A 24,254-nucleotide genomic window follows, 5' to 3' on the forward strand; every position below is an offset into this window, starting at 1 on the left:
AGGAGTTGAGACCATGAAAGATAATCAAGCCGGCATGTCGTTATCGTTCAAAATCATTTCGTATGTCATCATCTCTTTCCTTTCGCTCGCTTGCCTGTTTCCATTTCTGCTGATGATATCAGGTTCGCTGACATCGAATGAATCCATCATCCGTGACGGATTTCATTTGATTCCGCAAGTGTTCTCTTTAGAGGGATATAACATGGTATTTACGTTCCCGGACCAGCTCATCAAGGCCTACAGTGTGACGATCTTCGTCACAGTCGTCGGAACGGTGACAGGACTCTTCCTGATCACGATGGCGGGCTATGTTCTGCAGCGCAAAGATTTCAAATACCGCAACAAGTTCTCCTTCTTCATCTATTTCACCACATTGTTCGGTGGCGGGCTTGTCCCGTGGTATATCATGATCACCAATTACTTCAACTTGGGCGACACGTATGCGGTGCTGATTCTGCCAGGATTAATGACACCGTTCCTGATCATTTTGATGAAAAACTTCATTAAATCGGCCGTGCCGGATGAATTATTCGACTCAGCCAAAATCGACGGCGCGAACGACTTCCGAATCTACTACAGCATTGTGCTTAAGCTTTCGATGCCAGGTATCGCAACCGTCGGCTTGTTCCTGGCGCTATCGTACTGGAACGACTGGTTCCTATCTTCACTATTCATCAACGATAGCAGCAAATACCAGCTGCAATACTACTTGTACAACATGATCAATACGATGCTGTTCGTATCGCAGATGTCGTCAGGGACAGGGGTAACGCTCGCTCAGGAAATTCCGACGGAATCAACGAAAATGGCGATGGCCATCGTCGTCACAGGACCGATTGTGTTCCTGTACCCGTTCATACAACGGTATTTTGTCAAAGGCTTAACGGTAGGCGCAGTCAAAGGCTAGGTTGGTTCCGAAGGTAACAAGGCTATTGTTGTTTACCAGCGGCTGACATATATTAATCTAGTGTAGGGGGAATCCGAATGGGAAAGCGTAGACTATTAACGTTATGCACCGTAACACTGCTCACTGCAAGTATGCTGGCAGGGTGCGGGGGCACGAAGACAGAAGCCGAGAAGCCATCGGTCGACAAATCGCAGACGAAGGACAACGGCGACAACAGCACAACAACCACAACAGCAAACGGAATCGATACATCGGAAAAAGTTGAATTGCAATTCTATATGCTTGGGGAAGCGCCGAAGGATCTGCCGACCATTCAAGAGGAAATCAACAAGCTGGCGCTGGCTGACCTGAACGCAACCGTTAAATTCAATTTTACCACCTGGACGGATTGGTCTCAGAAATACAAGCTGCTCTTATCCTCCGGGCAACCGATTGATCTGATCTTCACCGCAGACTGGACCGAATATCAATCCTACGCGAAGAAGGGTGCTTTCCTTCCGTTAGACGAGCTGCTGCCGAAGGCTGCGCCGAAGTTAAATGAATTCGTACCGAAGGATATGTGGGAAGCGGTCAAAATCGATAAAAAAATCTATACCGTACCGGCGACCTGGAAAGAGTATGTTACCGAAGGGATTGCTTACCGCGAAGATCTGCGCAAGAAATACAATTTGCCGAAACCGGAATCGATTGAAACGTTAGAGCAATATTTGGATGGGATCCGTAAAAACGAGCCGAATTTACTGCCGTTAGCCGATAACCAAGGGTATCATACCAGTTCGGTCCGCCAATTAACGACCAAGACGGTGAACAGCAGCAATACCGTTCCATACGGTCTAAATATTATGTATGACAAACCAAGGGATGTGACTTCCTACTGGGGTTCGCCGCAGCATCTTGCCGATTTGAAGATGTATAAAACGTGGGCTGACAAAGGGTATTGGCCGAAAAACGTGCTGAACATTAAAGACAGCGGTCACGATGTGTTCGCGAACGGCAAGGCTGCAGCCATTCTCGGAAGCGAGAACCCGAATCGATACAATGATTCCGTAATCAAGATCAAATCGCTTCATCCGGATTGGGAATTAGGTTACTTTCCTTACCCGAATGCCAAAGGGTTCGCACAACCTGTTCATCCGATTCACAATGGCTTTGCGATCCCGCGCACCAGTAAACATCCAGAGCGCGCACTAGCGTTCTACGAGAAGATGGTAACGGACAAACGCTACAATTGGTTGACGCAATACGGCATCGAAGGCAAGAACTTCGAAGTCGAAGACGGAAAATATTACAAAATGCTCGGCGATGCGCAATCGAATGGGTTCCCAAGAGAAGGCATGCAAGGCTGGGCATGGCGAAATCCGGAGTTTATGCTGTTCGACAAGAGCTTCGATGCTGTACTAACGATGTTCAGTGAATTCGATAAAATCGCAAAACCGGATATTTTCCAAGGATTCCCTGAAGATTGGTCGCCGTATCAAGCAGAGAAAGCAGCTGTAGAGCAAGTCGAGAAGCAGTATCTGTATCCACTGAACGTCGGACTGGTCGAGGATGTGGAGGGCGGATTGAAATTGTTCATGGAGAAGGCCAAACAAGCGGGACTGGACAAAATCCAAGAAGAGTACACGAAGCAATGGCTGAAATATTTGGATGACATCGGCCAATAATAACCCCACAAAAGAGCAAGTCCTCAGGACTTGCTCTGTCAGGCTGTCGAGAAAGTCTCGACAGCTTTCTTTATGTCAATCCTGTCCAACACTTGCATTAAGATATTCTTTAATGCCTTCGATAATGGAGGAGGCCACGCGATATTGATAATCATCCTTCCACATTTTTAGCTCTTCATTTGGATTTGTTAAATAACCTACCTCCAACAAAACTGCAGGCATCTCTGTTTCTTTCACAACGAAAAAGGCTTCCTTTTTTATACCCCGATCCTTTGATCCGGTCGCATTTACTAGATTTTTATGCATAATCCTCGCAAAAGGGAGGGATTCCTCACGATAATAGAATGTTTCTGTTCCGAAAACACTCGGGTCTGTATACGTGTTACCATGAATCGATATAAATAAATCAGCGTCAAGGTGATTAGCAAATTTAGGTCTTTCTCTATCAATCGAAGAAATCGTGCGATCATCTGTCCTTGTCAAATAGATCTGTAACTGTGTTTCTTTCTCTGCAAGTTCTTTCACCTTTCGTGCTAGCTGCAACGTAAAGTCTTTTTCATATTGACCGCTGGTACCTTTCGCCCCGGGATCTTGTCCCCCATGTCCAGGATCAATCACGATTTTGAAACCTGGTTTGGTCGTACTTTTACTCTTGCTACTTAAACTATCATCTGCATTGCTAATATAATTAGCTCCCATGACATAGATTATATAGATCATCAAGGATAATACTCCCAACAAAATGGTAATTCCTTTATTTTTCATCAACAATTCCTCTCTTCTATATCTATCATCTACAATCGATCATCCTTCAGGAAATTCATTTGGACATGCTCAGACTCATCATATACAGCGAATTTGTACCCTTCCTGTTTGTAAAAGTTGATGATGTCCGGAAGCGCTTCTAATGTTTGAGGTTTCTCATGCATGAGTACGACTTCTAGATTCGATTTTGTGCCTCTCTTGATGTTTTCGACAATTTCATTAGGCTGATCCTTAAGCCTCCAATCATTTGAATCAATCGTCCAATCCCATAATTTGATCCCAGCTTCTGCGATTTGGTCTCGAATTTGTTTGCTGGCTAAACCTGGTACCGATCCATACGGCGGTCTCACCAAATGAGGTTTTTCACCTGTAATGTCATGGATGAGAGACAGTGTTTCATGCATTTCAGGAACAAATTGTTTTTCTTGATATAGTTTTTTATATTGATGCGTCATGCTGTGCGCCCCAACATAATGTCCTTCTTGTACCGCTCGTCTCACATCATTTTGGAGTTGCGTACGCTGCAATTGACTTCCTTGCATAAAAAAAGTTGCCTTGATGTCATGCTCTTTCAATAAGTCTAGTAATTTAGCTGTTAATTTACTTGGACCGTCGTCAAACGTTAAATAAACGACTTTCCCTTGGTTTTCCGCTTCACGATCCCCTTTTTTACTCATATCCACGGGTACTCTATTTTGTGGTTCGATTATCTCTTCAGGTGTAAATGTCGTTCTAGATTGAGATATCAAAAAAATAGTTGTAGCCAAAACGATTAGAAACGTTGAAACCAGAATGATAAATCTCGTTCTTTTCGATCTCATCGATCTTGTTTCATGTCGAAGACTAAAGTTACTTCGTGGTGTCATCATGCAATCCATCTCCTCTCACAGAAGATAGATTACTAGATTGAAATAAAGATAAGATTCAGATGCCATTAATATAAAATAAAGAATTAATTGTTTAGTCTTTTTTTGTAACAAAAATAACCATTTTTCTAAGACGCTAAAATCACGTCAAGAAAAATGGTTACTCCGTATCTATATTTGTTTGTTCAGAGTTTACTCGAAGTCAAGCGACTTTCACCGATTTTTGTGCTATCCTTATATGTTATGACGTAAATGACGTAAATCACGCGTTCCATATGAAGGAGACAATATGACTTTTAACGACTTACAATTAAATCCCGCTATATTACAAGCTTTGGCAAAAGAGAACTATACAACGCCAACACCGATACAGGAACAAGCCATCCCTGCTGTGCTCGCCGGTCGAGATCTGCTGGGCTGCGCACAGACAGGAACAGGGAAGACCGCTGCCTTCTCGCTCCCGATCATTGAGCGATTATTGAAGCAGCCACGCAAATCCGGGGCCATACGCCCCATTCGTGCTCTCATCTTATCGCCGACACGCGAACTCGCGATCCAAATCGCGGACAATATCGCCGCGTATAGTCAATTTACGGACTTGCGCTGTACGGCTATCGTTGGCGGCGTCTCTCAGCGTGTGCAGGAACGAGCACTAAGCCAAGGGACGGATATTCTGATCGCAACGCCTGGAAGGCTCATCGATCTGCTGAATCAGAAATGCATTCATCTACATGATGTCCAAGTACTTGTATTAGACGAAGCCGACCGGATGCTGGATATGGGCTTTATTCATGATGTGAAGCGCATCCTTAGCAAGCTTCCTCAAGAAAAACAGACGCTCTTCTTCTCTGCGACCATGCCGCCGGAGATAACGAAGCTGGTCAAATCTATTCTCGTAAATCCCGTCAAAGTCGAGATTACACCTGTATCTTCAACGGTCGACCGCATCAAGCAAACCGTCTATAAAGTAGATAAAGGCAATAAACGGCATCTCTTAAAGCACCTGCTTCAGGATCCTTCCATTGGTTCCGCACTGGTCTTTACACGGACCAAACATGGTGCAGACCGCATGGTACGCGAATTGAAGAAAGCGGATATTACCGCGCAAGCCATTCATGGCGATAAATCGCAGAACGCGCGTCAATCCGCGCTCTCGAATTTCAAGAGCGGTGCAACACGTATCCTCGTCGCGACCGACATCGCTGCGCGAGGAATTGATATCGAAGAGCTCTCTCATGTCATTAACATCGATCTGCCGAATATTCCTGAGACCTATGTTCACCGGATCGGACGCACAGGACGGGCAGGCATGAGCGGGATCGCCATTTCCTTCTGCGAAGAAGAGGAATTTCCATACTTGAAGGATATTGAGAAGTTAATTAAGAAGCAAATCCCTGAGGTGAAGGAGCATCCTTATCCGATCGGAAGCTTTGTGCCAACTCCTACCCCACAAGCAGGGCAGGCTGGGAAAGCACCGCGACCTGCTACCCATGCACAGTCCGCTAAACCTCGGCCACATTCGCAAGCTAGACGCGGCAAGCAGCATGCCGGGCAACGAACCGTATAGAACAAACGTAAGGAGCACCTCACTGTATTATGAGGTGCTCCTTATTCATATCCATCGTATTGCGCTCGTATCGCATCCATTTTGTCCCGAACGTACTTCACCGCTTCCTGCGGCTCCACGATGCGCGCATGCTCCCCAAGCCGCCAGATCCAGTCAACATAGAATGCCAGATTCTCGGTGGGCACTTGGATCGAAGTGCTGCGACTCCCATCCGCATGCTGTACGATCGCGGCACCGAAATACTCATCGGATTCCAGCTCATGCGCGCCTCTATCCGTCAACGCGACGGTCATTGTGACGTACGCTTTATGTTCTTGTTCCGGCGTGCTCCACAGATCCCACCGCCCTACCTCTTCCCGGTAAGGGATCGATGCGTTCAACGCGGCGCTCACGATCCGGTCCGCTCTGAACAATCTAACCTGCGCATACCGGAAGCAAAACGCAGGACAATACCAATAGCCTTGGCTCGCGTAGAGACCGATCGGTTGAATATCTCGAGACTCGACACCTTTCATATGACGGTATTCGATTGTCACGACGGACTGCTGCATGACCGCCTGCAGCAGCGTACGCAGATACGCGGAAGACATGTTGCTGCGCTTCGGACTCCAGACCGCCACCTTCCCCTTCATGCGGTCCACCTGCTCCCTCACATCCGAAGGAAGATAATGATAGAACTTATGCAGCGCCGATTCAGCCTCTGCTTCGAATGGCAGCGCCCCCAAGCGCTGCAGAGATTGACATGCAATGAACATCGCAACCGCTTCATGCTCCGAGAAAGAGATCGCGGGCAGCATTCGCTCCTGCAGCAATCGATACCCTCCCCCTCGGCCCTGAACGGAGTAGATCGGGACCCCAAGCTCACTCAGCTCCTGTAAATCGCGTGTGATCGTACGTGTCGATAACCCGAATTCATCAGCCAGTTCCTGAACGGTAAAAGATTTCTTCGCATTGATCATCATAATTAACTGAATCAGCCGTTGCGATTTCAACAAAGAGGGCCCACCCCTTTTATGGATTTTTTTCAGTATACCATGATAATAAGACAAGATTTGTCTTATTTATGCATTATGATGGGGCTATCAAATCCGTCCACGTTGACGATAAGGAGCGAATGACAAATGAAACCATTGGAGCAAAAACAAGAACAGGTTGGCGTCGTATTTATACATGGTGCGGGTTTAAATCGAAGCATTTGGCAAGAGGTCGCGGCAGATTTCGAATATCCATCCTTGTTCATCGATTTTCCAATGCGGGATGTGTCCGAAGACTTGCGCAAAGATCTCGCGCTGGCCGACTATGTCCGCCATATTCGGCAGCAGATCGATGCGTGGAGCGTTCGGAAGATTGTCCTCGTGGCACATTCGCTCGGCGGCATTCCTGCGCTTGAGGTTGCAAATGCCTTACCTGATCGTCTAGCTGGTTTCGTTGCAGTTGGTGCTGCCATCCCGCGGAAAGGCGGATCCTTCCTCTCGGTGCTGCCGTTTCCGAAGCGTATCCTGATGTCGCTCATCATACGCAAGCTCGGCACCAAGCCGCCAGTGTCAGTCATTCGCAGCGGGTTATGCCATGATCTGTCGGAAGAACAAACAACCCAGGTAATTGAGAACTTCGCACCCGAATCCATCCGGGTCTATACCGATCCGATCGACGTTATACCGCCGCCTGTGCCGAAACTATATGTACAATTAAGCAAGGATAAAGAGTTCGGTTCCTCCATGCAGCAGAAGATGATCGCCAATCTGCAGCCAGAGCATGTCCGGACGATAGACTGCGGCCATCTTCCAATGCTAAGCAATCCGCAAGGTTTGCGTTACGTCCTAGTCCAATTTCTAAGAGAAGCCATCTAATCGGGCTATCGTACATCGACATGCATCAAAGGAAGCTTCCGATCGGGGAATACGGTAGAGGCGATCTCCCCGATTCGTTTCGCTCCCATTTTGATATAGAAGGCTTCGGCATAAGGATCGCTGTCTATCGTAAACGCCGTCACATTCATCGCCTTCACGCGGCTTAGTAGATCGGCCCATAACCGCTGGCCGCATCCTTGACCGATATAGGCTGGGTCAACAAATAGCGCATCCAGCTTCTTCTCTTGCACAGAGAAGCTATAGAACGCAACAATCTCATCATGCTGCTCCAAGACATACACGATATATTGTTCCAAATATGGCGCGGTAACCGTCAGGTCGTCTTTACATTTTGCCAGGAAGTCTTCGGAATAGCCCCAATACGCTTTGGAGCGATATGCAAGGTGACTGATATGTTGGCAATCTTCTACTACAGCTTGTCGGATATTCATCGCTTATCTCCTTTACAATGTATAAAAATCCTCGTTACCAACCGGATAACGAGGATCGTGGAAATGATTATTTACGTGCGACAATCATGAAGCGGGCGGCATTCGTCCGAATCCCGCGATCGCATTGATTCGCCTCGACGAACTGCTTCAACAGCGCATGGTCTCGCTCATCCTGTCCGAAGTTCGGAATGATCGGCGTATGCATGAGCAGGAATAGGAGATCCTGAACGGATGCATAATATTCGTCCGTATCATATTCATAGACTTGAATATCCTTCATGCCTGCTCCCTCTAAAGCTTGCACAGATTGGCGCAGCAAGGTGCCCTGTGCGATTCCCCAGGCTTGACCTCTTCCGAACGCCTGCTTCACATTCCATTTGTCATGCTCGCTGACCTGCTGTGTGAAGAAGTAGCCATCATCCGCAAGGACTCTAGCAACTTCATGTGTGTCAAAAGCCGAGTGTCTGCAAGAGACGATATTGAACATGCCATCTGGGAAAACGAGTCGCTCTGCATCCATTTGGTAGAAGCACACATTGGTTGCTCCCGCCCGTCTCAGATTTCGCGTCGCGGTTTCCATCATGCCGGATGAGCAATCGATGCCAATCGCCAGCTGTACCGTATCAGCCATCGATAGTAGCGCTTCTCCCCCGCCGGTTCCAATATCCAAGAGGAGATCCGTCTTCCGGCAGACCTTCGTTACCTCTAGGTAGAGGTCACATGAGTCCCCTTCCGATACCATCTGCATGCTGCTGAAATCCCAGCCGTTCAATGCACCCACCTGATCGTAAAATTGTCGATATTCGCGTTCATTCATTGTTTTATTCCACCTTCCAAAATGATTCATCGTCAAACGAAAAAAGCCTGCCAAGTGATCTCATAGATATTCTCCGTTACGCAAAAGGGCATACGACCCCCTTGATAGCTGGCACGCGTGTTACCCAGCCCGGAGACTATCTACCTCGCATCATTTGGAATGCCATGTTCCGTTCACCTCAATTTGGAAGAATACTTCAAGTATACTCGGATTTCTCCGGTATTTTCAAGAACGCAGCGGTCGTTACACGCCCATACGGGTTCGTACCGTTCCCATCGTCTCCTGCTTCAGCCGATCGATATCCGTCATCAATCGCGCGATGGAATCATGATACTGCTGTTTTAACGACGCATCCTTCAGCGACACCAGATTGATCTGTGCCGTTAGCAGCGCCGACGATGCAGCAGCCTCAAGCAAAATCGCACTAATACCAAGATCCGATAGCACATATGGGTTGCAGCAATCAACGATCCCTTTCGCATGGCGTATTCCTGCAAGACACGCCTCGATCAGACGAAGCGGGACATCGATCGCCTGAATTGTCGCTTGTTCCATCGCCGCAGTACGCGCTGCCCGCTCCTCTTCCGTGTTCCGCGGCAGTTTCAGCGCCGCCATATACTGCTCGAAGCAATCAATATCCTGCGCGAGCAGTTGCTCATAAATTGCCGTGAGTTTGTTCATCCGGTCTAATGCCTCTAGCATTTGCTCTTGATAGGCTGCATATTTCTCGCCTAACGACAGATTGCCGACCATCGATGTCATCGAAGCGCCCAAGGCCGCGACAAGCGCAGCCACACTGCCTCCCCCTGGTGTCGGACGAGCGCTCCCGGCTTGCTCGACAAAAGTCCGAATCGATTGATCCCATAGATTCGTACGCATGATTACTGTACCCCCTTCTGTAGGCGAATCGCCTTCGTCAGATTCTGATAGAGAATCGCTGTCGTGAGCGTCCCAACCCCACCTGGTACAGGAGATATGGCTTGCACCTGTGTAGCTACCTCCGGCGATATATCTCCAACAATTTTGCCGTCCACCGTCTCATTAATGCCAGCGTCGACCATCACGAGGCGCTCATGCACCATATTCGGCTGAATCATATGCGCACGTCCTACGGCAGCAATCGCAATGTCTGCATGGCCTAGATGCATCGCGAGATCCTTTGTTCTCGAATGGCAGACCGTCACCGTCGCTTGTTCATGCTGAAGCAGATGGAATAATGGGAGCCCTACCGTCTGTCCACGGCCGATCAAGGTCACGTTTTTCCCTTCCAGCGTATAACCGTAATGCTTCAGGAGCTGGATGCATGCCTGAGGTGTCGCCGGATAGAGTCCCGCTTCTCCTGTAATGGTCGCCCGCTGATTGCTCGGGGTGACCCCATCGATGTCTTTCCAAGGAGCGATCGCATTCACGATGGTTGACGCAGATAGATGCTTCGGTAGCGGTAACTCCAGCATAATGCCGTGCACGCCGGCATCCTCATTCAGTCGCGCAACCTGCTGTATGATCTCCTCTTCGCGCACCTCCACCGGATACGTATAGAGATCGTAGGTAATCCCAAGCCGCTGTGCAATCTTCTGTTTGGACTGCGCATAATAGGCGGATGCCGGGTCTCCTTCCACTAAGATGACAGCCAGGCGAGGCTCATATCCCTCGTCCTTCCACCCATCCACCTGCAGCTTCACGTTCTCATACACGAGATCCGCCGCTTCCTTCGCCTTCATGATTGTTGTCACATCGACAACCTCCTTCTTGAGATAATTCATACATTGTCGTATGAAAACAAAAAAAAGCATTCACAGCAGACTCGCATGTCGCGATTCTTCTGCAAATACTTTTCCCCAGGCGAACGGATCGTTAGATCGGGAGGCTTCCTCGTGGTTCATTCCACTCAATTTCGCCAGTCACATCCCGCTTTTGTATGTATTGTAGCAGAGATGGCCAGAAGATGCACCCACGAATTGTCTGCTCCGACGTGCCCTGCGCTATTGACACCCAATTTTGGAATATGGTATATAAAAATAAGAATTAGCACTCAATGATTCAGAGTGCTAATCACAGTGTAGACGTATGACATAATTAGAGCAGCGACACATATCTGACCTTTAACCTTGAGAGGAGATTTATTCATGACGAAGAAGCAATTCCAAGCCGAATCCAAACGATTACTTGAAATGATGATTAATTCCATCTATACGCAGCGTGAAATTTTCCTGCGCGAGCTTATCTCGAACGCGAGTGATGCGATCGATAAAATGTACTATATGGCGCTAAGCAACGATAGCCTTGTCTTCGATAAAGACAACTACTTCATTAAAGTGACGGCGAACAAAGAGGCTCGTACATTAACGATCACCGATACAGGGATTGGGATGACGAAGGAAGACCTTGAGAACAATCTCGGCGTCATCGCGAAGAGCGGCTCGCTCGCTTTCAAGAAGGAGAACGAAGCGAAAGACGGCCACAACATTATCGGCCAATTCGGCGTCGGCTTCTATTCGGCCTTCATGGTCGCAGACGAAGTGAGAGTATACAGCAGAGCCTTCGGCAGCGACGAAGCGTATGTCTGGGCATCGTCGGGTGCAGACGGCTACACGATTGAGCCGTCCGAGAAAGCGACTGTAGGTACAGAAATCGTGCTCCATATCAAGCCGAATACCGAAGAAGATTCCTATGATGAATATTTGGAGGAATACCGCCTCAAATCGATCATCAAGAAATATTCCGATTTCATCCGTTATCCGATTAAGATGGATGTGCATGGGAAGCGTCCGGTTGAAGGCAGCGAAGAACTGGAAGACTATCAAGAAGAGCAGACCGTGAACAGCATGGTGCCAATCTGGCGCAAAAATAAGAACGAACTGACAGCCGAAGATTACGAGAACTTCTACAATGAGAAGCGTTACGGCTTCGACAAACCGCTGAAGCACTTGCATATCAGCGCAGACGGCGCGGTCGTGTACAACGCGATTCTCTACATTCCTGAGAATACGCCATTTGATTATTACACGAAGGAATATGAGAAAGGTCTTGAGCTCTACTCGAACGGCGTGTTAATCATGAATAAATGCGCAGACCTGCTGCCAGACTACTTCAGCTTCGTCAAAGGACTGGTTGATTCGGAGGATCTCTCCCTCAACATTTCCCGCGAGATGCTGCAGCATGATCGTCAGCTGAGCTTGATCGCCAAAAATATTAAGAACAAAATTAAGAGCGCTCTAGCAAGTCTTCTTAAGGATGAGCGCGAGAAATATGAGCAATTCTTCAAAGCCTTCGGAAGACAGCTCAAGTACGGCGTATATAGCGACTACGGCATGAACAAAGAAACGCTGCAAGACTTGCTGATGTTCTACTCTTCCACCCAGAAGAAGATGGTGACGCTCGATGAATACATTTCGCGCATGCCGGAAGAGCAGAAGTACATTTACTATGCAGCAGGCGATTCGGTTGAGCGGATCGAGAAGCTTCCTCAGACGGAGCTTGTCGCGGACAAAGGCTACGAAATCTTGTACCTGACCGATGATATCGACGAGTTCGCGATCAAGATGATCATGAACTACAAAGAGAAGGAATTCAAATCCGTGTCCAGCGGCGATCTTGGCATCGAAGCAGACGCGAATGACAAGGCTGCGGAAGCGGAAGAGCAAGAGAACCAAGCGCTGTTCGATCAGATGAAGACAATTTTGGCCGGCAAAGTGAAGAACGTTAAAGCTTCCAAACGCTTAAAGAGCCATCCGGTCTGCCTTTCCACGGAAGGCGAGCTAACGATTGAGATGGAGAAAATCTTAAGCGCGATGCCGAACAGCCAAGATGTGAAGGCCGACAAAGTACTCGAAATCAACGTCAACCATGAGGTGTTCCAGTCGCTCAAAGATGCTCACGCATCTGACCAAGAGAAGCTGAACTTGTACGTAAATCTCTTGTACCATCAAGCCCTACTTATTGAAGGCTTGCCGATCCAAGATCCGGTTGCCTTCACGAACGATATTTGTAAGGTCATGGTCTAAGAACCAAGTAACACAAAAGGCAGTTCCCACCATGATGGGAGCTGCCTTTTCTATATCTACGCTGACTTATCGTTTCATTTCGCGACCGCTTTATAGTAAGTCTTCTCCCCTGCTTGTATCGCTATCGCTTCCGAAGTGTCAATGCCTTGGATGGCGAACAACTTCGTTCCTGGCGAATAGGACGTCGCGTGATTATTCGGTGTTTCCATTATCTCATCCGTCGATTGCGTTTCAATTACACCGATTTCTTCCCCAATGTCCGTCACTTCTTCTTGAGTTTCATGATAAATCCGATCATTCCATTTCACACTGGGCGCAGAAATCGAAGCTATGGAAGAATCGATCTGGGTTATCTCAGTTTTCTCGCTGATCTGACCCGCTGAGCAGCTCGTTAATAGGAACAGGGCTAGTAATAACATCATTATTTTCAAGAGCGAATCACCTCACTCTTCTAACGTCTCTTACGTCAATAATGTTTCAATATATGGAAATTTTATAATATGACATCCAAATTTAAATCATATTATATTCCACTATTTTGTCATATATAGGAAAATATTTTCATAGAAAGAAGGTTTTTGTAGATTTGCGCAGAATCATATATTTGTCATTTATTAACATTATAGGAGGCTTTATGATGAGAAACAAACAACAAAGACTGGGCACCATGGCCGTGGCCGTAGCGACCAGTCTTACCTTATTGCTCGGCAGCACACCTGTATTCGCAGCACCAACCTCGTTCGGGAAATGGCCCAGCCGCACACAGACGTTGAACGTATCCAGCAGCGCAGATCTATCCGCTTGGTCCAGTGGCGCTTCCAAATGGAAGAGCGCCTCAAATTTCCAAGTCACCGCCAAACTAGGCGTAGACACAACCTACTATGCGACCGATGTCAATAATGCCAATGTCGATTGGGACGGCAACGCATCTTACAGCACGATCAGCGGCAAGATCACCAAAGCAACCGTGAATCTAAACACCTATTTCACGAATCAATCCAAATATACGAGCAGCATCAAGGCAGGCGTTGCAGCGCATGAAATCGGCCATTCCTTGGGACTCAACCATACATCCGTCGTCGAGACGACATCGATCATGAATCCCTATACCTTCACAGACAAAGGTGTACTCAACAGACCTCTCTCTCCGGCTTCATCCGATATTTCCGTTGTGAACGGATTATATCCGGCCCTCCTCATGAACAACACACCAGAACAAGAAGCAGCCGCTGAAGGAGAAGAAGTAATCCACATGCACCCTTCATGGGCTGTCTACTATGCGAACGAAGAAGAACTGACGAGAGCAGCGGATCTTGTCGTCCGTGGGACCGTCGCTGCGTCCGGTCAGAGCTTCTTCCGACAAACCGATGCTACGTCCTATGCAACGTTAAGTCAAATCGATGTTCAGGATGTCGTGAAGGGCGATGATGCGCAAGAAGGCAGCTCGATTACCATCACACAAATGGGCGGTACCTTCGGGAATCTGAAAGTCTACGCGGATGGCTCGACCCTGCTGAGCCAAGCGCAAGAAGTTGTCTTGTTCCTTCGTGACAATGGCGACGGCACGTATCGTCCGATTAACCAAGATGACGGCATCTATGTCGGAGGCGGCGAGACCTTTCAGAATATCTCGAACGCAAAGTCCCTTCAATTCTCCAGTTTATCCGATTCCGAGCAATAAGCTGATCGAAATAGACGATCCCTCTCTCTAATAGAGGGATCGTTTTATTGTATCTGCCCACTCTCTCCCAAGTGAAACATTATAACCGTGCAACCCGTCTATAGGGGCGGAGGGGATGGAAAAATGAAGAAAATGATCTTAATCTTAGGCGTTTTATTCCTCACAGCTTGTTCATTTCGCAATGAAATCGTCCCTGTGCAACAGCATATCCCTCAATCCACATCCTCCGAGGCGTCTACGTCGTCCATTATTCAAGAAATGGAGACTCTCACCCTGGAACCCTCGTGGTCTGTCTTCTATCGTGATGAAACCGAGCTGGAAGCTGCTGCAGACCTCGTCATTCGCGGGAAAGCAGCCCATCGGGTCAACAGTCCTTATGTCGAAGGCAACTTATCGACGTACCATACCAATACACAAGTCATCGTATTAGATGTCATCAAAACAGACGACATGCCTATATACGACGACGCGATCATCGTCTCGCAGATGGGAGGAACATTCGGTAAACTCCATGTGGTCTCATCCGCAACAACCTTACTAACCGAGAATCAAGAAGTCGTTCTCTTCCTTCGGCGCATTAGCGATGGTGTGTATCGACCAATCAATGAAGATGATAGTATCTATGTGAAAACCGGCGATACCTTTCTAAATATTGCAACGAAGAGCTTGCTTCGTGAATCATATAACCGTGCAAAATAACCGCTTCGAACAAAGAGCAGTTCCTAGAATAATTCTAGGGACTGCTCTTTGTTTGTGATGTATTCGTCACGACCTGTGTCGGACCTAGCATATGCAGCCGCTTGAGCTGCAGCGCCATAAAGGCCGGGGTATATGGCATCCCCGCTTCGAGCCAATAGGTCATGAGCCCCAAGTGGGCTGAAGTTGCATAGCGGGCGACCAGCTCCATCGGTGTCTTAACTGCAAGCGTATCGCGTTCAGCCAGCTGTAGCCGATGATAGAAGGATTCCCGAATAATCTGCTCCATCCGTCCGGCAAAGCCTGGGATGCCTTTGTCACTTAACATTAAGCGATAGAACATAGCATGCTGAGCAATGTGTTCGAACAAGCAGATGAAAGAACTTGGCGGAGTCTCCGGATCCAGAGATAAGTCTTCAAATGTAAAGTCCGAAGGCAGCGAGATCGCAGTGGTGAATTCCGTCATGCGATCCTCAACAATCTTATCGAGCAATTCGTATTTATCCACGTAATGGCGATAAAAGGTCGCGCGATTAATCTCTGCACGCTGTGTGATATCTCGAACCGTGACATGCTCAAATCCCTTCTCATGCATTAACCCGATCATTGCGTCTCGAATGACGAGAAGCGTTCGTTTGATACGCGGGTCCATCTGTTTAGGGTCAAGCGACATGTTGGCCTTCTCCTGTCTCATTTCTGTTTATTTTGCAACGTTAGAATTGCTCCTGTTGCCTATGCAACATATTCTCCATCTTTGTCGGTTGCACATCCGCATGATGCGTTTTATTATAAGCAACACAGCATCGCATTTGCAACATAGTGTTGAATAACTAAGAAAGAAGGAAGGTGCTTCTACGCATGTCTTTGACGAGACAGAACACGACACGCATTACGACCGGATTATTATTCGGTTTGGTTCTTGCTTCCATCGACCAGACGATTGTATCCACCGCCATGCCGACCATCGCGCAAGACCTCGGCGGCTTACACCTGTATAGTTGGGTGTTTGCGGTCTATATGCTAGCATCAACAACGACAATGCCCATCTATGGGAAACTTGCGGATCTATTCGGTCGACGTCACATGTATCTGATCGGACTTACGATTTTCCTCGTGGGCTCCTTATTGTGCGGTATTGCAACCACGATGCTGGAACTCGTGTTGTATCGCGGCGTTCAAGGCTTAGGTGCTGGTGCTTTAATGCCGCTGTCTATGACCATCGCAGCAGATATCTTCCCTCCGGAGCGGCGGGGGAAATTCATGGGACTCTTCGGAACAGTATTTGCGATCTCCAGCATTTTTGGCCCGACGCTCGGCGGTATCTTGGTAGATTACGTCCACTGGAGATGGATCTTCTTTATTAACCTTCCGCTTGGAATCGCGGGGATATTCTTTATTCGAACCGGATTGTCGGATAACCAGACGGGGGAAGGGAGACGTTCGATCGACTGGCTAGGCGCGCTGACATTGACCAGCGCAATCCTAACCATACTCCTAGGACTCGTATTAGGAGATTCCACCCAACAAGCAAGCAATTATATCATCACGTTATTCGCGATTGGTGCCCTCCTGCTCGGTGCCTTTATCTTCATCGAATCTCGGGCTGAGGAACCGATCATCCCGCTTCATTTGTTCCGGATCCGCGCTATATCGTTCGGAAATATCATTGGCTTCTTCATGAGTGCTGCCATGTTCGGCGCGATTGCCTATATCCCGCTATACGTGCAAGGGGTGATCGGCGTGAGTCCCGCTATCGCAGGTTACATCCTAACGCCTTTGATGCTATCCACGGTTGTCACCTCGACCCTGAGCGGGAAACTGATGCAGCGATTCTCCTACCGGACGATTCTTATCGGCAGCCTCATCACCATGCTGATAGGGTTTTGTTTATTGTCGAGCATGGATGTGCAGACATCTATTACGACAGTACTTGTCTACATGATCATAACGGGTCTTGGCATGGGGGCGATCTATCCGACGATCGGTACTGCAGCAGCTGGAGCCGTCGGTTGGAACGATCGCGGGGTCGCGACCTCATCCTCTCAATTTTTCCGTTCCATCGGCGGGACCATGGGTGTCAGTATTCTCGGCAGCATGCTGACGAACCGAATGAATGCAGGTCTAGTCAACCTGCAGCGAGAGCTTCCGGCCACGACAGATGTTGTGTTAACGCAGCTTACCAATCCGCAGACGCTGCTCGATCAACATATCCGTTCAAGTCTGCAGCAAGACGCTTTACTCCATTTGCAGCGCGTATTCAGTCTGGCGCTGCATGATATTTTTATCGTCGCCGTCTTCTTTATTGGTCTTGCGCTCATGGCCAGCTGCCTCTTCGGAAGAGCTCGCATGATTCAGCCCACGAAGCGTTCATGAATCGAACAAGGGAGCCGCAGCATCGCCGCGACTCCCTCTGCGTATTACTTCTCATACCAATACAATGCATATTCCGTCATGACCGATGGAAGGCCTTGATCACGCAGCATCGTAGAGATATTGCCGCGGTGATAGGTGCCATGATTGACCACCTGCATGATCACTTCCCCGTAACTCACATCTTTCACGCGAGTATACGGATTATCGAGAACGAAGGTCTGATTCAGATCTTCGCAGGTATTGAGAAATGTCCGATAGCGTTCCGATAACGCTTCGAATTCGGCTTCCAGCTCCCCTAGCGTCATCGCTTCAATCTGCTCCGTCATTGCCAGAGCCTCGATACTCGATTCCTTCATATCCTTTCCTTGAAGGATGCCCAGCCAATTGTAATCAGTGAGATATATATGCGGCATCGCCTTGGAGATCGATGAGAATGAGCTCTGTACTTCTTTGATGTAGACATCACGTGGAATTTCCTTCAATCGCTGGATCATCGTTCGATTCGCCCACACATGGAATTCGAACATTTCAATCGCATGGTGTGTCATCATTAACACGCTCCTCTTTACTTAGGATTCCTTACATCCACTGTACAAGTCCGCCTTCCCATCGACGCTGCCAGATCATCGTCGCCGGTTCCGCAGCACGTGCGGCAACCGAACGAATCGGAACGTGATCATGCGCATTCGCATGCTGGTGCGTTGTATGCGGTTGATCAATAAATCGGTTTTTTTTCATCGTATTCGCCCATACGTGGTAATCGTACAACTCCATTATTTGATGCGTCATGTCTATAACTCCCTCGTCTTTTACGTTATAGACGCATCATAAGCTAGAAAGTCTGACAACACATTGTCATAGTTCCTGATAACTGTGCAACATTTTTTCCAACATTTCTTTTACTTGCAACTGAATCTCCGGCGGCTCGACGACGCGAATCTTGTCACCGAAGCTTAAGATCATCGGTAATAGCCAATTGAGGCCCGAACCATCGCTCAGACGGACCGTAATAAGCAGAGAACCATCCTCCAAGAACGTACGCTCATCATCGTAGAATTGATCCAACGCTCGCGCAAGCCCATCCACCTTCACGTGCAGTTTCACCGCGACTTGCTCCTGGTCAGACGCTCCTTGCGAGTTCTGCTCATCATCCGAATTCGTGGGCTCTTGATGGGGCTTGAAATGCTCCGTCATCATCCGCAACTCGTCCATGCGGGTCACCTTGAACTCCCGATAGTCATTGCGCAAGCGACAATAACCGTAGATATACCAAGTCCGGTATTTGTACATGAGTTGAACCGGCTCCACAACACGGCTCACCCGTTCATTCTTTGCACTGACGTACTCGAACCGAACAACGCGATGCTCCGTAATCGCCGTCCGTAACAGTTGCAACGTCTCACGATACGGCCAACTGCTAATATCCATCGTGACGCTAGGCGACTTCTGATCGTTCTGGATGGTCTGCAGCTTGTGAATGGTCTCTTGGGCACGGTCATCCGAGAATACGGTCGACATACTGTTCAAGATCGTGATCAGGGTGCCGACGTCATATGAGCCTAACAGACTCCGATCCATTTTGTATTCATCGATAATGCCATAACCGCCATTCACGCCTTGGTAGGACACCACAGGAATCCCCGCCGCGCAAATCGTCTCGATGTCCCGATAAATCGTTCGTTGGGAGACGTTATATTTCTCCGCTAAGGCTGTCGCCGAGACAACCTCATGACTCAGCAGCATGTAGATCATGGAGATTAAACGTTCTAACTTCATGAAGGTCCCCCAATCAGTTTTGTTCTGTTATATTATACCAATCCCATCCATTCCGTGGTATTCCTATTCATTCGCCTGTTTCAATATATTCGCTATAATTCGGATCCCCTTCTCCATCTGCGCCGGGGAAGCGTAAGCATAGGATAAGCGAATATGCTGTGCATCCGCTCGGTCATACAGATGGCCGGGATTCAGCAGCACCCCTAGCGCTAAGGCCTTGTCGAACAACGCTTTCATGGAAAAATCAATCGTGATGCGCAGCCAAATATAGAATCCGCCTGCTGGCACTTCCCAAGATGCCACATCGGATAGATGCGCCGTTAGCAGCCGCAGCATATGAGCCCGTCGTTCATACAGCTCGGATCGCACCTGCTCAAGATGCTCCGCGTACAATCCGCTCTGCAACCATGCCGTCACCGCCCATTGAGACAAGGAACTCGCCCCGTAATCCATCTGCATCTTCAGATCGGCTAAGCGATGGATCACCGCTTCCGGGCCGATGACCCAGCCGATCCGCAGCCCCGGGCTGAGCGTCTTCGACATACTGCCCAGATAGAGCACCATCCCGCTGTGGTCCCGCGACTTGAGCGGCGGCGGCGATGTGGCATCGAGCCACAGATCGCGGTACACATCATCCTCAATGATCGGCAGCTGCCGCTTCAGGCACAGATCGTACAGCATCTCCCTTCGGCGTTCCGCCATCACGCGGCCCGTCGGGTTATGAAAGCTTGGGATCGTATAGAGGATGGAGCCGCGACCCGCTTCGGTATAGTGTCTAATCGAATCCAGCCTGACGCCTTCCCGATCGAGCGGCAGCGAAGCGAGCTCCATTCCCGCGGACTGGAACACATGCAGGGAGTGTAGGTAGGACGGGCTCTCCGTTAGCACCGCCGATCCTCTCGATAGTAAACCCATTGCGATGAGCTGCAGTGCTTGAAGCGCGCCGGAGACGACCATAATCGAGGAGGGCGACGCCTCTATGCCGTACTGTTGTACATAGCGGCTGATCTGTACGCGCAGCTCGAATAGTCCTCTCGGCTCGGCATAACCAAGGTCTGTCATCAGATCCGGGAGCGTCCGCAGAACTTGTCCCATCATCTCCTGAGGAAAGAAATCAGGTGAAGGTTCCCCTGTTCCAAGTCGTATGATGCCAGGGATAAATTCGGCGTGATTAATCTCCTGTATCGTCGGCAGATTAGGATGATGAATCCCCGCGTTCATATATTGCTCCCAATCCGGTGGCGAAGCTGATGCCATGAGGCTCCAAGTGTTGTTCACGACGACCGTTCCTCTGCCGCTGTTCCCTTTCAAGAGACCTTCGGCCGCAAGCTCGGCGTAGGCGCTCACAACCGTACTGCGATTGACGCCGAGGCGCTTCGCGAGTGCTCGTTCCGTCGGAATACGGCTCCCAACGGTCCATTCGCCTAACGCAATTTTACCCCGGATATACTCTGCAATTTGCCGATAGAGCGGCATGCCGTTGCCTCGGACAGGCTTCCAATCCGTATCGTAATTCATTGCCACTTCACTTCCTTCATAAGACAACACTTACAAACTTGGTTGGGTTTGCTCTCAACCATTTGGATGGAGACACCACTTGGACTCCTCCATTAGAATGGTTCATATATCAACTCAGAATGGATGTGTTATTCGTTGTTTGCTTCCTTTGCTCATGGATTTCTACTCGCATTGGGTCTCATTTTACCACTCGGGGTACAGAATGTATTTGTCTTCAATCAAGGGGCGCTGCAGCCTAAGTTCAGGCAAGCTTTACCCGTCGTGATCACCGCCGCATTATGCGACACCCTCTTATTAACGCTCGCCATTCTCGGCGTCTCTGTTCTCATTCTAAGTGTTCCGCTAATCAAAAGTATACTACTATTCGCAGGTGTTCTCTTCCTGCTCTATATGGGATATGTGACATGGCGAAGCCAACCGACGAGTGGGCAAGGGAACCCGGCAGAATCTTATTCCGCCCGCAGGCAAATCACGTATGCCCTCTCCGTCTCGCTGCTCAATCCGCATGCCTTGATGGATACGATAGGCGTCATTGGGACTAGTTCGCTCAATTATTCAGGTACGGAGAAGTGGATTTTCGCCCTCTCCTGCATCCTCGTCTCTTGGGCATGGTTCTTTGCGCTTGCGCTTGCTGGAAGATTCGTTGGCTCCTTAAGCTCGTCTGGTCGATTCATTCCCGTTCTGAACCGTATATCCGCATGCATCATATGGGGTTCGGCGCTGCTGATGATCTATTTGTGGTAAAGCGTGCTACAAGATGGAATTTGCTGTTGACAGTAAATTCCTTTTCCTTTATCATCTACTTTAAAGAATATCTAATTAGATAATTATTAAATTCAATTGAAGGGATGGATTCGCTTTCCATGCAATTAGATAAAGTCGTTCAATATCACAAAGCGCTAGCCGACCCGACACGAATTAAGATCCTCATCTTGCTCGCTGACGGAGAACTGAACGGGCAAGTTCTTGCTGAGAAGCTTGGCGTGACCCCCGCAACCATTACGCATCATGCCAGCAAGCTGCGTGAAGCCAGCCTGATCAATGAACGCCGGGATAAGAACACGATCTTTTTTACACTGAACAATTATTTTATTAAGAACAGCGCGAGTGCGACTGAAGCGCTCATCTATCGCAGAACGAATACCAAAGGAGAATCTGACATGCTGGATGAACAACAAGCAAAAACACGAGATGCCGTCATTCGGAACTTCTTCACCGCAGATGGCCGATTGAAGCATTTACCGGGTCAATTGAAGAAGAAATTAATCGTCTTGGAGTATATGGTATCGAAGCTGGATAAAGGAAAGAAATATACGGAGCCAGAGATCAATGCCTTTATTAGGACGTTCCATGAAGACTTTGCGACCATCCGCAGAGAATTTATTATGCACCAGTTCATGTTCCGGGAGCATGAAATTTACGAACTGAACCCCGCTGAGATGTGGGCTCGGTGGGAGAATTTATCGTAGTCTGCTCTCGTGATAGAAAGGTCAAGGTGAGCTCATGAACATTCATCTTCGAATACTGAATCTCTCTGCCTGGATTGTGTTACTGACGATCCTCATCTTCCCAGGCCATCACGTAACCGTCGGTGCGGCGCGAACGGAGTTCGGATTCCCATTCCGGTTCGTTACCCAATATCACAACGAAATCGTCGAAGGTCATCGTTGGTTCCTACGCGGAATCCGAATTGATCTACTCTACTTCTTGCTAGATGTTGCGATTATTTATGTCATCATACATGGACTCTTGTACTTCGTAACGAAACTAAAATCACAGAAGAAATAGAGGTGCCTCATGCATGCTGCCTATCATCCGTTAAAACTCGAGCCTTTAACCGGGGATCTCAGGAAGGATATCGTTCAATTCCTAAGGTTGAATGGCTGTCCGAAGACTGCGGAACATAGTATCCGTGTCGGACGCGAAGCAAAGCGAGTAGCCGAGCTGTACCAGGTCAATGCCATGTCTGCCGAAATCGCCGGCTATTTGCACGATATTAGCGCTGTCTATGCGAACGATGTGAGGATTGAAGTGGCTCGTTCGCTCGGCATCGATATTCTGCCTGAAGAAGAGAGCTTCCCGCTGATTATTCATCAGAAAATTTCCAGGGAAATGGCGAGCGATCTATTTCATATTCACGATCAAGACATTCTGGACGCGGTGGGCTGCCATACTACGCTGCGTCAGGACGCTACATTGTTAGATAAAGTTCTGTTCGTTGCCGATAAAATCGAGTGGGACCAAGCTGGCAGCCCGCCTTACTTGAATCAGATCATGCAGCAGCTGGATAAGTCGTTAGATCATGCTACGTACGAATATATCAACTACTTATGGAGACAAAAAGAGAAACTGCGCGTCGTCCACCCGTGGCTTCGAGACGCCTACTACGAATTACGTGCACAGATGGAATAATGGATCGGAAACACATTTACATGCTGATAAAGGGAAGGTGTGCTTCGCATGAATGAATTAATCCTTATTTTAATTGTCGTCGTCATCGTGGCTATTCTCGGGAATCAATATGCAACGATCAAGCGATTGGCAGTTCTGCAGCAAACAGTAGACGAAATCAACGAAAAATTGAAGAAGGATGAAGACCAATGAATGTTCGCTTATCCCCGACCACGCGGGACAACTGGCAAGAAGCTATGCAATTGCAAGTTCAGGAAGAGCAGTCCCCTTTCGTCGCATCTGTGGTTGTATCCTTAGCTAAGGTACATATCCGGCCCGACGGGGAACAATATCAGTATGCGCCGTACAACCTGTACAATGATGAAGGCCGCTTAATCGGATTCATCATGACAGCGGTTGACGATACGACCACATGGTCGTATTGGGTAACGGGATTCATTATTGATGCGAAGGAACAAGGCCAGGGCTACGGCAGAGCCGCACTGCAAGCGGCGATCGATCATATTCGGGCGCAATACCCACAATGCGAGCGGGTGAATCTGACCGCCCATGCTGATAATACGAGAGCGCGTAGGCTCTATGAGAATTATGGATTTACCGCAACAGGTGAGGTGTATGACGGGGAAGTCGTGTACCGTTATGATCTTGGGTCCTCCAGATAGTGATGCTCAATAACTGCCTTTTGGCAGTTATTTCGGGCGCTGAGCGCCTTCGCGAGCCTCAATAACTGCCTTTTGGCAGTTATTTCGGGCGCTGAGCGCTTTCGCGAGCCTCAATAACTGCTTTTTTGCAGTTATTTCGAGCACAGGGGCGCCTTCGCGAGCCCAATAACTGCCTTTTTGCAGTTATTTCGGGCCCTTGGCCCCTTCGCGTGCTCAATAACTGCCTTTTTGCAGTTATTTCGGG

Annotated in this window: 27 protein-coding genes and 1 riboswitch; of the genes, 14 read left to right on the top strand and 13 right to left on the bottom strand. The window is 48.5% G+C overall.

What is annotated here, in order from left to right; genetic code table 11:
• The first annotated feature begins 13 nt into the window (after positions 1-13).
• Together GCU39_RS18535 and GCU39_RS18540 are read left to right on the top strand one after the other, a co-directional pair.
• On the top strand, positions 14-907 hold the full coding sequence (locus tag GCU39_RS18535; protein ID WP_152394878.1) for a carbohydrate ABC transporter permease: 894 nt from the start codon (positions 14-16) through the stop codon (positions 905-907).
• A 77-nt stretch (positions 908-984) separates the two neighbouring features.
• The gene (locus GCU39_RS18540) at positions 985-2,571 is read left to right on the top strand and encodes an extracellular solute-binding protein (protein ID WP_152394879.1); all 1,587 of its coding nucleotides are present in this window, start codon (positions 985-987) and stop codon (positions 2,569-2,571) included.
• Between the two features lie 75 nt (positions 2,572-2,646).
• Here the strand turns inward: GCU39_RS18540 and GCU39_RS18545 are convergent, their stop codons facing one another.
• Complete coding sequence (locus tag GCU39_RS18545) at positions 2,647-3,336, bottom strand: N-acetylmuramoyl-L-alanine amidase family protein (RefSeq protein WP_227793257.1); 690 nt, start codon at positions 3,334-3,336, stop codon at positions 2,647-2,649.
• Between the two features lie 29 nt (positions 3,337-3,365).
• Positions 3,366-4,202 (bottom strand): polysaccharide deacetylase family protein, encoded by an 837-nt coding sequence (locus GCU39_RS18550; RefSeq protein WP_152397318.1) that lies wholly within the window; start codon positions 4,200-4,202, stop codon positions 3,366-3,368.
• Positions 4,203-4,491: 289 nt separating this feature from the next.
• Here GCU39_RS18550 and GCU39_RS18555 point away from each other — a divergent pair, with 289 nt between their 5' ends.
• Positions 4,492-5,769 carry a DEAD/DEAH box helicase gene (locus GCU39_RS18555; protein WP_152394880.1) on the top strand — a complete coding sequence of 426 codons (1,278 nt, stop codon included), beginning with the start codon at positions 4,492-4,494 and terminating at the stop codon, positions 5,767-5,769.
• A gap of 41 nt (positions 5,770-5,810) precedes the next feature.
• Here GCU39_RS18555 and GCU39_RS18560 read toward each other — a convergent pair whose 3' ends face one another.
• The gene (locus GCU39_RS18560) at positions 5,811-6,764 is read right to left on the bottom strand and encodes a helix-turn-helix transcriptional regulator (RefSeq protein ID WP_152394881.1); all 954 of its coding nucleotides are present in this window, start codon (positions 6,762-6,764) and stop codon (positions 5,811-5,813) included.
• Positions 6,765-6,890: 126 nt separating this feature from the next.
• Here GCU39_RS18560 and GCU39_RS18565 point away from each other — a divergent pair, with 126 nt between their 5' ends.
• Positions 6,891-7,619: an alpha/beta fold hydrolase gene (locus tag GCU39_RS18565; RefSeq protein ID WP_152394882.1), complete on the top strand. Its 729-nt coding sequence runs from the start codon at positions 6,891-6,893 to the stop codon at positions 7,617-7,619.
• Between the two features lie 5 nt (positions 7,620-7,624).
• Here the strand turns inward: GCU39_RS18565 and GCU39_RS18570 are convergent, their stop codons facing one another.
• From GCU39_RS18570 to GCU39_RS18585, 4 genes are all read right to left on the bottom strand, one after another.
• Positions 7,625-8,071 (bottom strand): GNAT family N-acetyltransferase, encoded by a 447-nt coding sequence (locus GCU39_RS18570; protein ID WP_152394883.1) that lies wholly within the window; start codon positions 8,069-8,071, stop codon positions 7,625-7,627.
• Positions 8,072-8,138: 67 nt separating this feature from the next.
• Positions 8,139-8,888, bottom strand: a complete 750-nt coding sequence (locus GCU39_RS18575) for a class I SAM-dependent methyltransferase (RefSeq protein ID WP_152394884.1) — start codon at positions 8,886-8,888, stop codon at positions 8,139-8,141.
• Positions 8,889-9,131: 243 nt separating this feature from the next.
• Positions 9,132-9,767 carry a cyclodeaminase/cyclohydrolase family protein gene (locus GCU39_RS18580; RefSeq protein WP_152394885.1) on the bottom strand — a complete coding sequence of 212 codons (636 nt, stop codon included), beginning with the start codon at positions 9,765-9,767 and terminating at the stop codon, positions 9,132-9,134.
• Positions 9,768-9,769: 2 nt separating this feature from the next.
• Positions 9,770-10,621 carry a bifunctional 5,10-methylenetetrahydrofolate dehydrogenase/5,10-methenyltetrahydrofolate cyclohydrolase gene (locus GCU39_RS18585; RefSeq protein ID WP_152394886.1) on the bottom strand — a complete coding sequence of 284 codons (852 nt, stop codon included), beginning with the start codon at positions 10,619-10,621 and terminating at the stop codon, positions 9,770-9,772.
• A gap of 96 nt (positions 10,622-10,717) precedes the next feature.
• Positions 10,718-10,803: riboswitch (ZMP/ZTP riboswitch) on the bottom strand.
• A 211-nt stretch (positions 10,804-11,014) separates the two neighbouring features.
• Between GCU39_RS18585 and htpG the strand changes: the two genes are divergently transcribed.
• A complete protein-coding gene (gene htpG / locus GCU39_RS18590; protein WP_152394887.1) occupies positions 11,015-12,892 on the top strand; it encodes a molecular chaperone HtpG in 1,878 nt (625 codons plus the stop codon).
• Between the two features lie 74 nt (positions 12,893-12,966).
• On the opposite strand, the gene GCU39_RS18595 is transcribed toward htpG, so the two are convergent.
• Positions 12,967-13,314, bottom strand: coding sequence for a hypothetical protein (locus GCU39_RS18595; RefSeq protein WP_193726542.1), 348 nt, complete (start codon positions 13,312-13,314; stop codon positions 12,967-12,969).
• 212 nt (positions 13,315-13,526) lie between these two features.
• On the opposite strand from GCU39_RS18595, the gene GCU39_RS18600 reads away from it, so the two are divergent.
• Together GCU39_RS18600 and GCU39_RS18605 are read left to right on the top strand one after the other, a co-directional pair.
• On the top strand, positions 13,527-14,573 hold the full coding sequence (locus GCU39_RS18600; protein ID WP_152394889.1) for a matrixin family metalloprotease: 1,047 nt from the start codon (positions 13,527-13,529) through the stop codon (positions 14,571-14,573).
• Between the two features lie 123 nt (positions 14,574-14,696).
• Complete coding sequence (locus GCU39_RS18605; protein ID WP_152394890.1) at positions 14,697-15,272, top strand: hypothetical protein; 576 nt, start codon at positions 14,697-14,699, stop codon at positions 15,270-15,272.
• 34 nt (positions 15,273-15,306) lie between these two features.
• Here GCU39_RS18605 and GCU39_RS18610 read toward each other — a convergent pair whose 3' ends face one another.
• A complete protein-coding gene (locus GCU39_RS18610; RefSeq protein ID WP_193726543.1) occupies positions 15,307-15,942 on the bottom strand; it encodes a TetR/AcrR family transcriptional regulator in 636 nt (211 codons plus the stop codon).
• Between the two features lie 185 nt (positions 15,943-16,127).
• Here GCU39_RS18610 and GCU39_RS18615 point away from each other — a divergent pair, with 185 nt between their 5' ends.
• Positions 16,128-17,642 carry an MDR family MFS transporter gene (locus GCU39_RS18615; RefSeq protein WP_152394892.1) on the top strand — a complete coding sequence of 505 codons (1,515 nt, stop codon included), beginning with the start codon at positions 16,128-16,130 and terminating at the stop codon, positions 17,640-17,642.
• Between the two features lie 44 nt (positions 17,643-17,686).
• On the opposite strand, the gene GCU39_RS18620 is transcribed toward GCU39_RS18615, so the two are convergent.
• The 4 genes from GCU39_RS18620 to GCU39_RS18635 all read right to left on the bottom strand — a co-directional run bounded on the left by GCU39_RS18620 (position 17,687) and on the right by GCU39_RS18635 (position 20,936).
• Positions 17,687-18,193, bottom strand: coding sequence for a DinB family protein (locus GCU39_RS18620; RefSeq protein ID WP_321575587.1), 507 nt, complete (start codon positions 18,191-18,193; stop codon positions 17,687-17,689).
• Positions 18,194-18,221: 28 nt separating this feature from the next.
• Positions 18,222-18,431 (bottom strand): hypothetical protein, encoded by a 210-nt coding sequence (locus GCU39_RS18625; RefSeq protein ID WP_152394893.1) that lies wholly within the window; start codon positions 18,429-18,431, stop codon positions 18,222-18,224.
• Between the two features lie 66 nt (positions 18,432-18,497).
• Positions 18,498-19,418 (bottom strand): helix-turn-helix transcriptional regulator, encoded by a 921-nt coding sequence (locus GCU39_RS18630; RefSeq protein WP_152394894.1) that lies wholly within the window; start codon positions 19,416-19,418, stop codon positions 18,498-18,500.
• A gap of 63 nt (positions 19,419-19,481) precedes the next feature.
• Complete coding sequence (locus GCU39_RS18635) at positions 19,482-20,936, bottom strand: aminotransferase-like domain-containing protein (RefSeq protein ID WP_152394895.1); 1,455 nt, start codon at positions 20,934-20,936, stop codon at positions 19,482-19,484.
• Between the two features lie 135 nt (positions 20,937-21,071).
• Between GCU39_RS18635 and GCU39_RS18640 the strand changes: the two genes are divergently transcribed.
• The 6 genes from GCU39_RS18640 (at position 21,072) to GCU39_RS18660 (ending at position 24,010) form a co-directional block, all read left to right on the top strand.
• Positions 21,072-21,680 carry a LysE/ArgO family amino acid transporter gene (locus GCU39_RS18640; RefSeq protein WP_152397320.1) on the top strand — a complete coding sequence of 203 codons (609 nt, stop codon included), beginning with the start codon at positions 21,072-21,074 and terminating at the stop codon, positions 21,678-21,680.
• Positions 21,681-21,799: 119 nt separating this feature from the next.
• Positions 21,800-22,405 carry a DUF2087 domain-containing protein gene (locus tag GCU39_RS18645; RefSeq protein ID WP_152394896.1) on the top strand — a complete coding sequence of 202 codons (606 nt, stop codon included), beginning with the start codon at positions 21,800-21,802 and terminating at the stop codon, positions 22,403-22,405.
• 76 nt (positions 22,406-22,481) lie between these two features.
• A complete protein-coding gene (locus GCU39_RS18650) occupies positions 22,482-22,724 on the top strand; it encodes a hypothetical protein (protein WP_227793260.1) in 243 nt (80 codons plus the stop codon).
• A 9-nt stretch (positions 22,725-22,733) separates the two neighbouring features.
• Positions 22,734-23,348, top strand: coding sequence for a bis(5'-nucleosyl)-tetraphosphatase (symmetrical) YqeK (yqeK, locus tag GCU39_RS18655; protein ID WP_152394898.1), 615 nt, complete (start codon positions 22,734-22,736; stop codon positions 23,346-23,348).
• 48 nt (positions 23,349-23,396) lie between these two features.
• The gene (locus GCU39_RS31590; protein ID WP_193726544.1) at positions 23,397-23,540 is read left to right on the top strand and encodes a hypothetical protein; all 144 of its coding nucleotides are present in this window, start codon (positions 23,397-23,399) and stop codon (positions 23,538-23,540) included.
• Complete coding sequence (locus GCU39_RS18660) at positions 23,537-24,010, top strand: GNAT family N-acetyltransferase (protein ID WP_152394899.1); 474 nt, start codon at positions 23,537-23,539, stop codon at positions 24,008-24,010. Before GCU39_RS31590 ends, GCU39_RS18660 begins: the two co-directional genes overlap by 4 nt.
• Positions 24,011-24,254 lie beyond the last annotated feature (244 nt).

The organism is Paenibacillus guangzhouensis (assembly GCF_009363075.1).
Classification (GTDB): domain Bacteria; phylum Bacillota; class Bacilli; order Paenibacillales; family Paenibacillaceae; genus Paenibacillus_K; species Paenibacillus_K guangzhouensis.

Coding starts and splice junctions, on each gene's coding strand:
- GCU39_RS18535 (WP_152394878.1), top strand. CDS start 14: ATGAAAGATAATCAAGCCGGCATGTCGTTATCGTTCAAAATCATTTCG.
- GCU39_RS18540 (WP_152394879.1), top strand. CDS start 985: ATGGGAAAGCGTAGACTATTAACGTTATGCACCGTAACACTGCTCACT.
- GCU39_RS18545 (WP_227793257.1), bottom strand. CDS start 3,336: ATGAAAAATAAAGGAATTACCATTTTGTTGGGAGTATTATCCTTGATG.
- GCU39_RS18550 (WP_152397318.1), bottom strand. CDS start 4,202: ATGACACCACGAAGTAACTTTAGTCTTCGACATGAAACAAGATCGATG.
- GCU39_RS18555 (WP_152394880.1), top strand. CDS start 4,492: ATGACTTTTAACGACTTACAATTAAATCCCGCTATATTACAAGCTTTG.
- GCU39_RS18565 (WP_152394882.1), top strand. CDS start 6,891: ATGAAACCATTGGAGCAAAAACAAGAACAGGTTGGCGTCGTATTTATA.
- GCU39_RS18570 (WP_152394883.1), bottom strand. CDS start 8,071: ATGAATATCCGACAAGCTGTAGTAGAAGATTGCCAACATATCAGTCAC.
- GCU39_RS18575 (WP_152394884.1), bottom strand. CDS start 8,888: ATGAATGAACGCGAATATCGACAATTTTACGATCAGGTGGGTGCATTG.
- GCU39_RS18580 (WP_152394885.1), bottom strand. CDS start 9,767: ATGCGTACGAATCTATGGGATCAATCGATTCGGACTTTTGTCGAGCAA.
- htpG (WP_152394887.1), top strand. CDS start 11,015: ATGACGAAGAAGCAATTCCAAGCCGAATCCAAACGATTACTTGAAATG.
- GCU39_RS18595 (WP_193726542.1), bottom strand. CDS start 13,314: ATGATGTTATTACTAGCCCTGTTCCTATTAACGAGCTGCTCAGCGGGT.
- GCU39_RS18600 (WP_152394889.1), top strand. CDS start 13,527: ATGATGAGAAACAAACAACAAAGACTGGGCACCATGGCCGTGGCCGTA.
- GCU39_RS18605 (WP_152394890.1), top strand. CDS start 14,697: ATGAAGAAAATGATCTTAATCTTAGGCGTTTTATTCCTCACAGCTTGT.
- GCU39_RS18610 (WP_193726543.1), bottom strand. CDS start 15,942: ATGTCGCTTGACCCTAAACAGATGGACCCGCGTATCAAACGAACGCTT.
- GCU39_RS18615 (WP_152394892.1), top strand. CDS start 16,128: ATGTCTTTGACGAGACAGAACACGACACGCATTACGACCGGATTATTA.
- GCU39_RS18620 (WP_321575587.1), bottom strand. CDS start 18,193: ATGATGACACACCATGCGATTGAAATGTTCGAATTCCATGTGTGGGCG.
- GCU39_RS18625 (WP_152394893.1), bottom strand. CDS start 18,431: ATGACGCATCAAATAATGGAGTTGTACGATTACCACGTATGGGCGAAT.
- GCU39_RS18630 (WP_152394894.1), bottom strand. CDS start 19,418: ATGAAGTTAGAACGTTTAATCTCCATGATCTACATGCTGCTGAGTCAT.
- GCU39_RS18635 (WP_152394895.1), bottom strand. CDS start 20,936: ATGAATTACGATACGGATTGGAAGCCTGTCCGAGGCAACGGCATGCCG.
- GCU39_RS18645 (WP_152394896.1), top strand. CDS start 21,800: ATGCAATTAGATAAAGTCGTTCAATATCACAAAGCGCTAGCCGACCCG.
- yqeK (WP_152394898.1), top strand. CDS start 22,734: ATGCATGCTGCCTATCATCCGTTAAAACTCGAGCCTTTAACCGGGGAT.
- GCU39_RS31590 (WP_193726544.1), top strand. CDS start 23,397: ATGAATGAATTAATCCTTATTTTAATTGTCGTCGTCATCGTGGCTATT.
- GCU39_RS18660 (WP_152394899.1), top strand. CDS start 23,537: ATGAATGTTCGCTTATCCCCGACCACGCGGGACAACTGGCAAGAAGCT.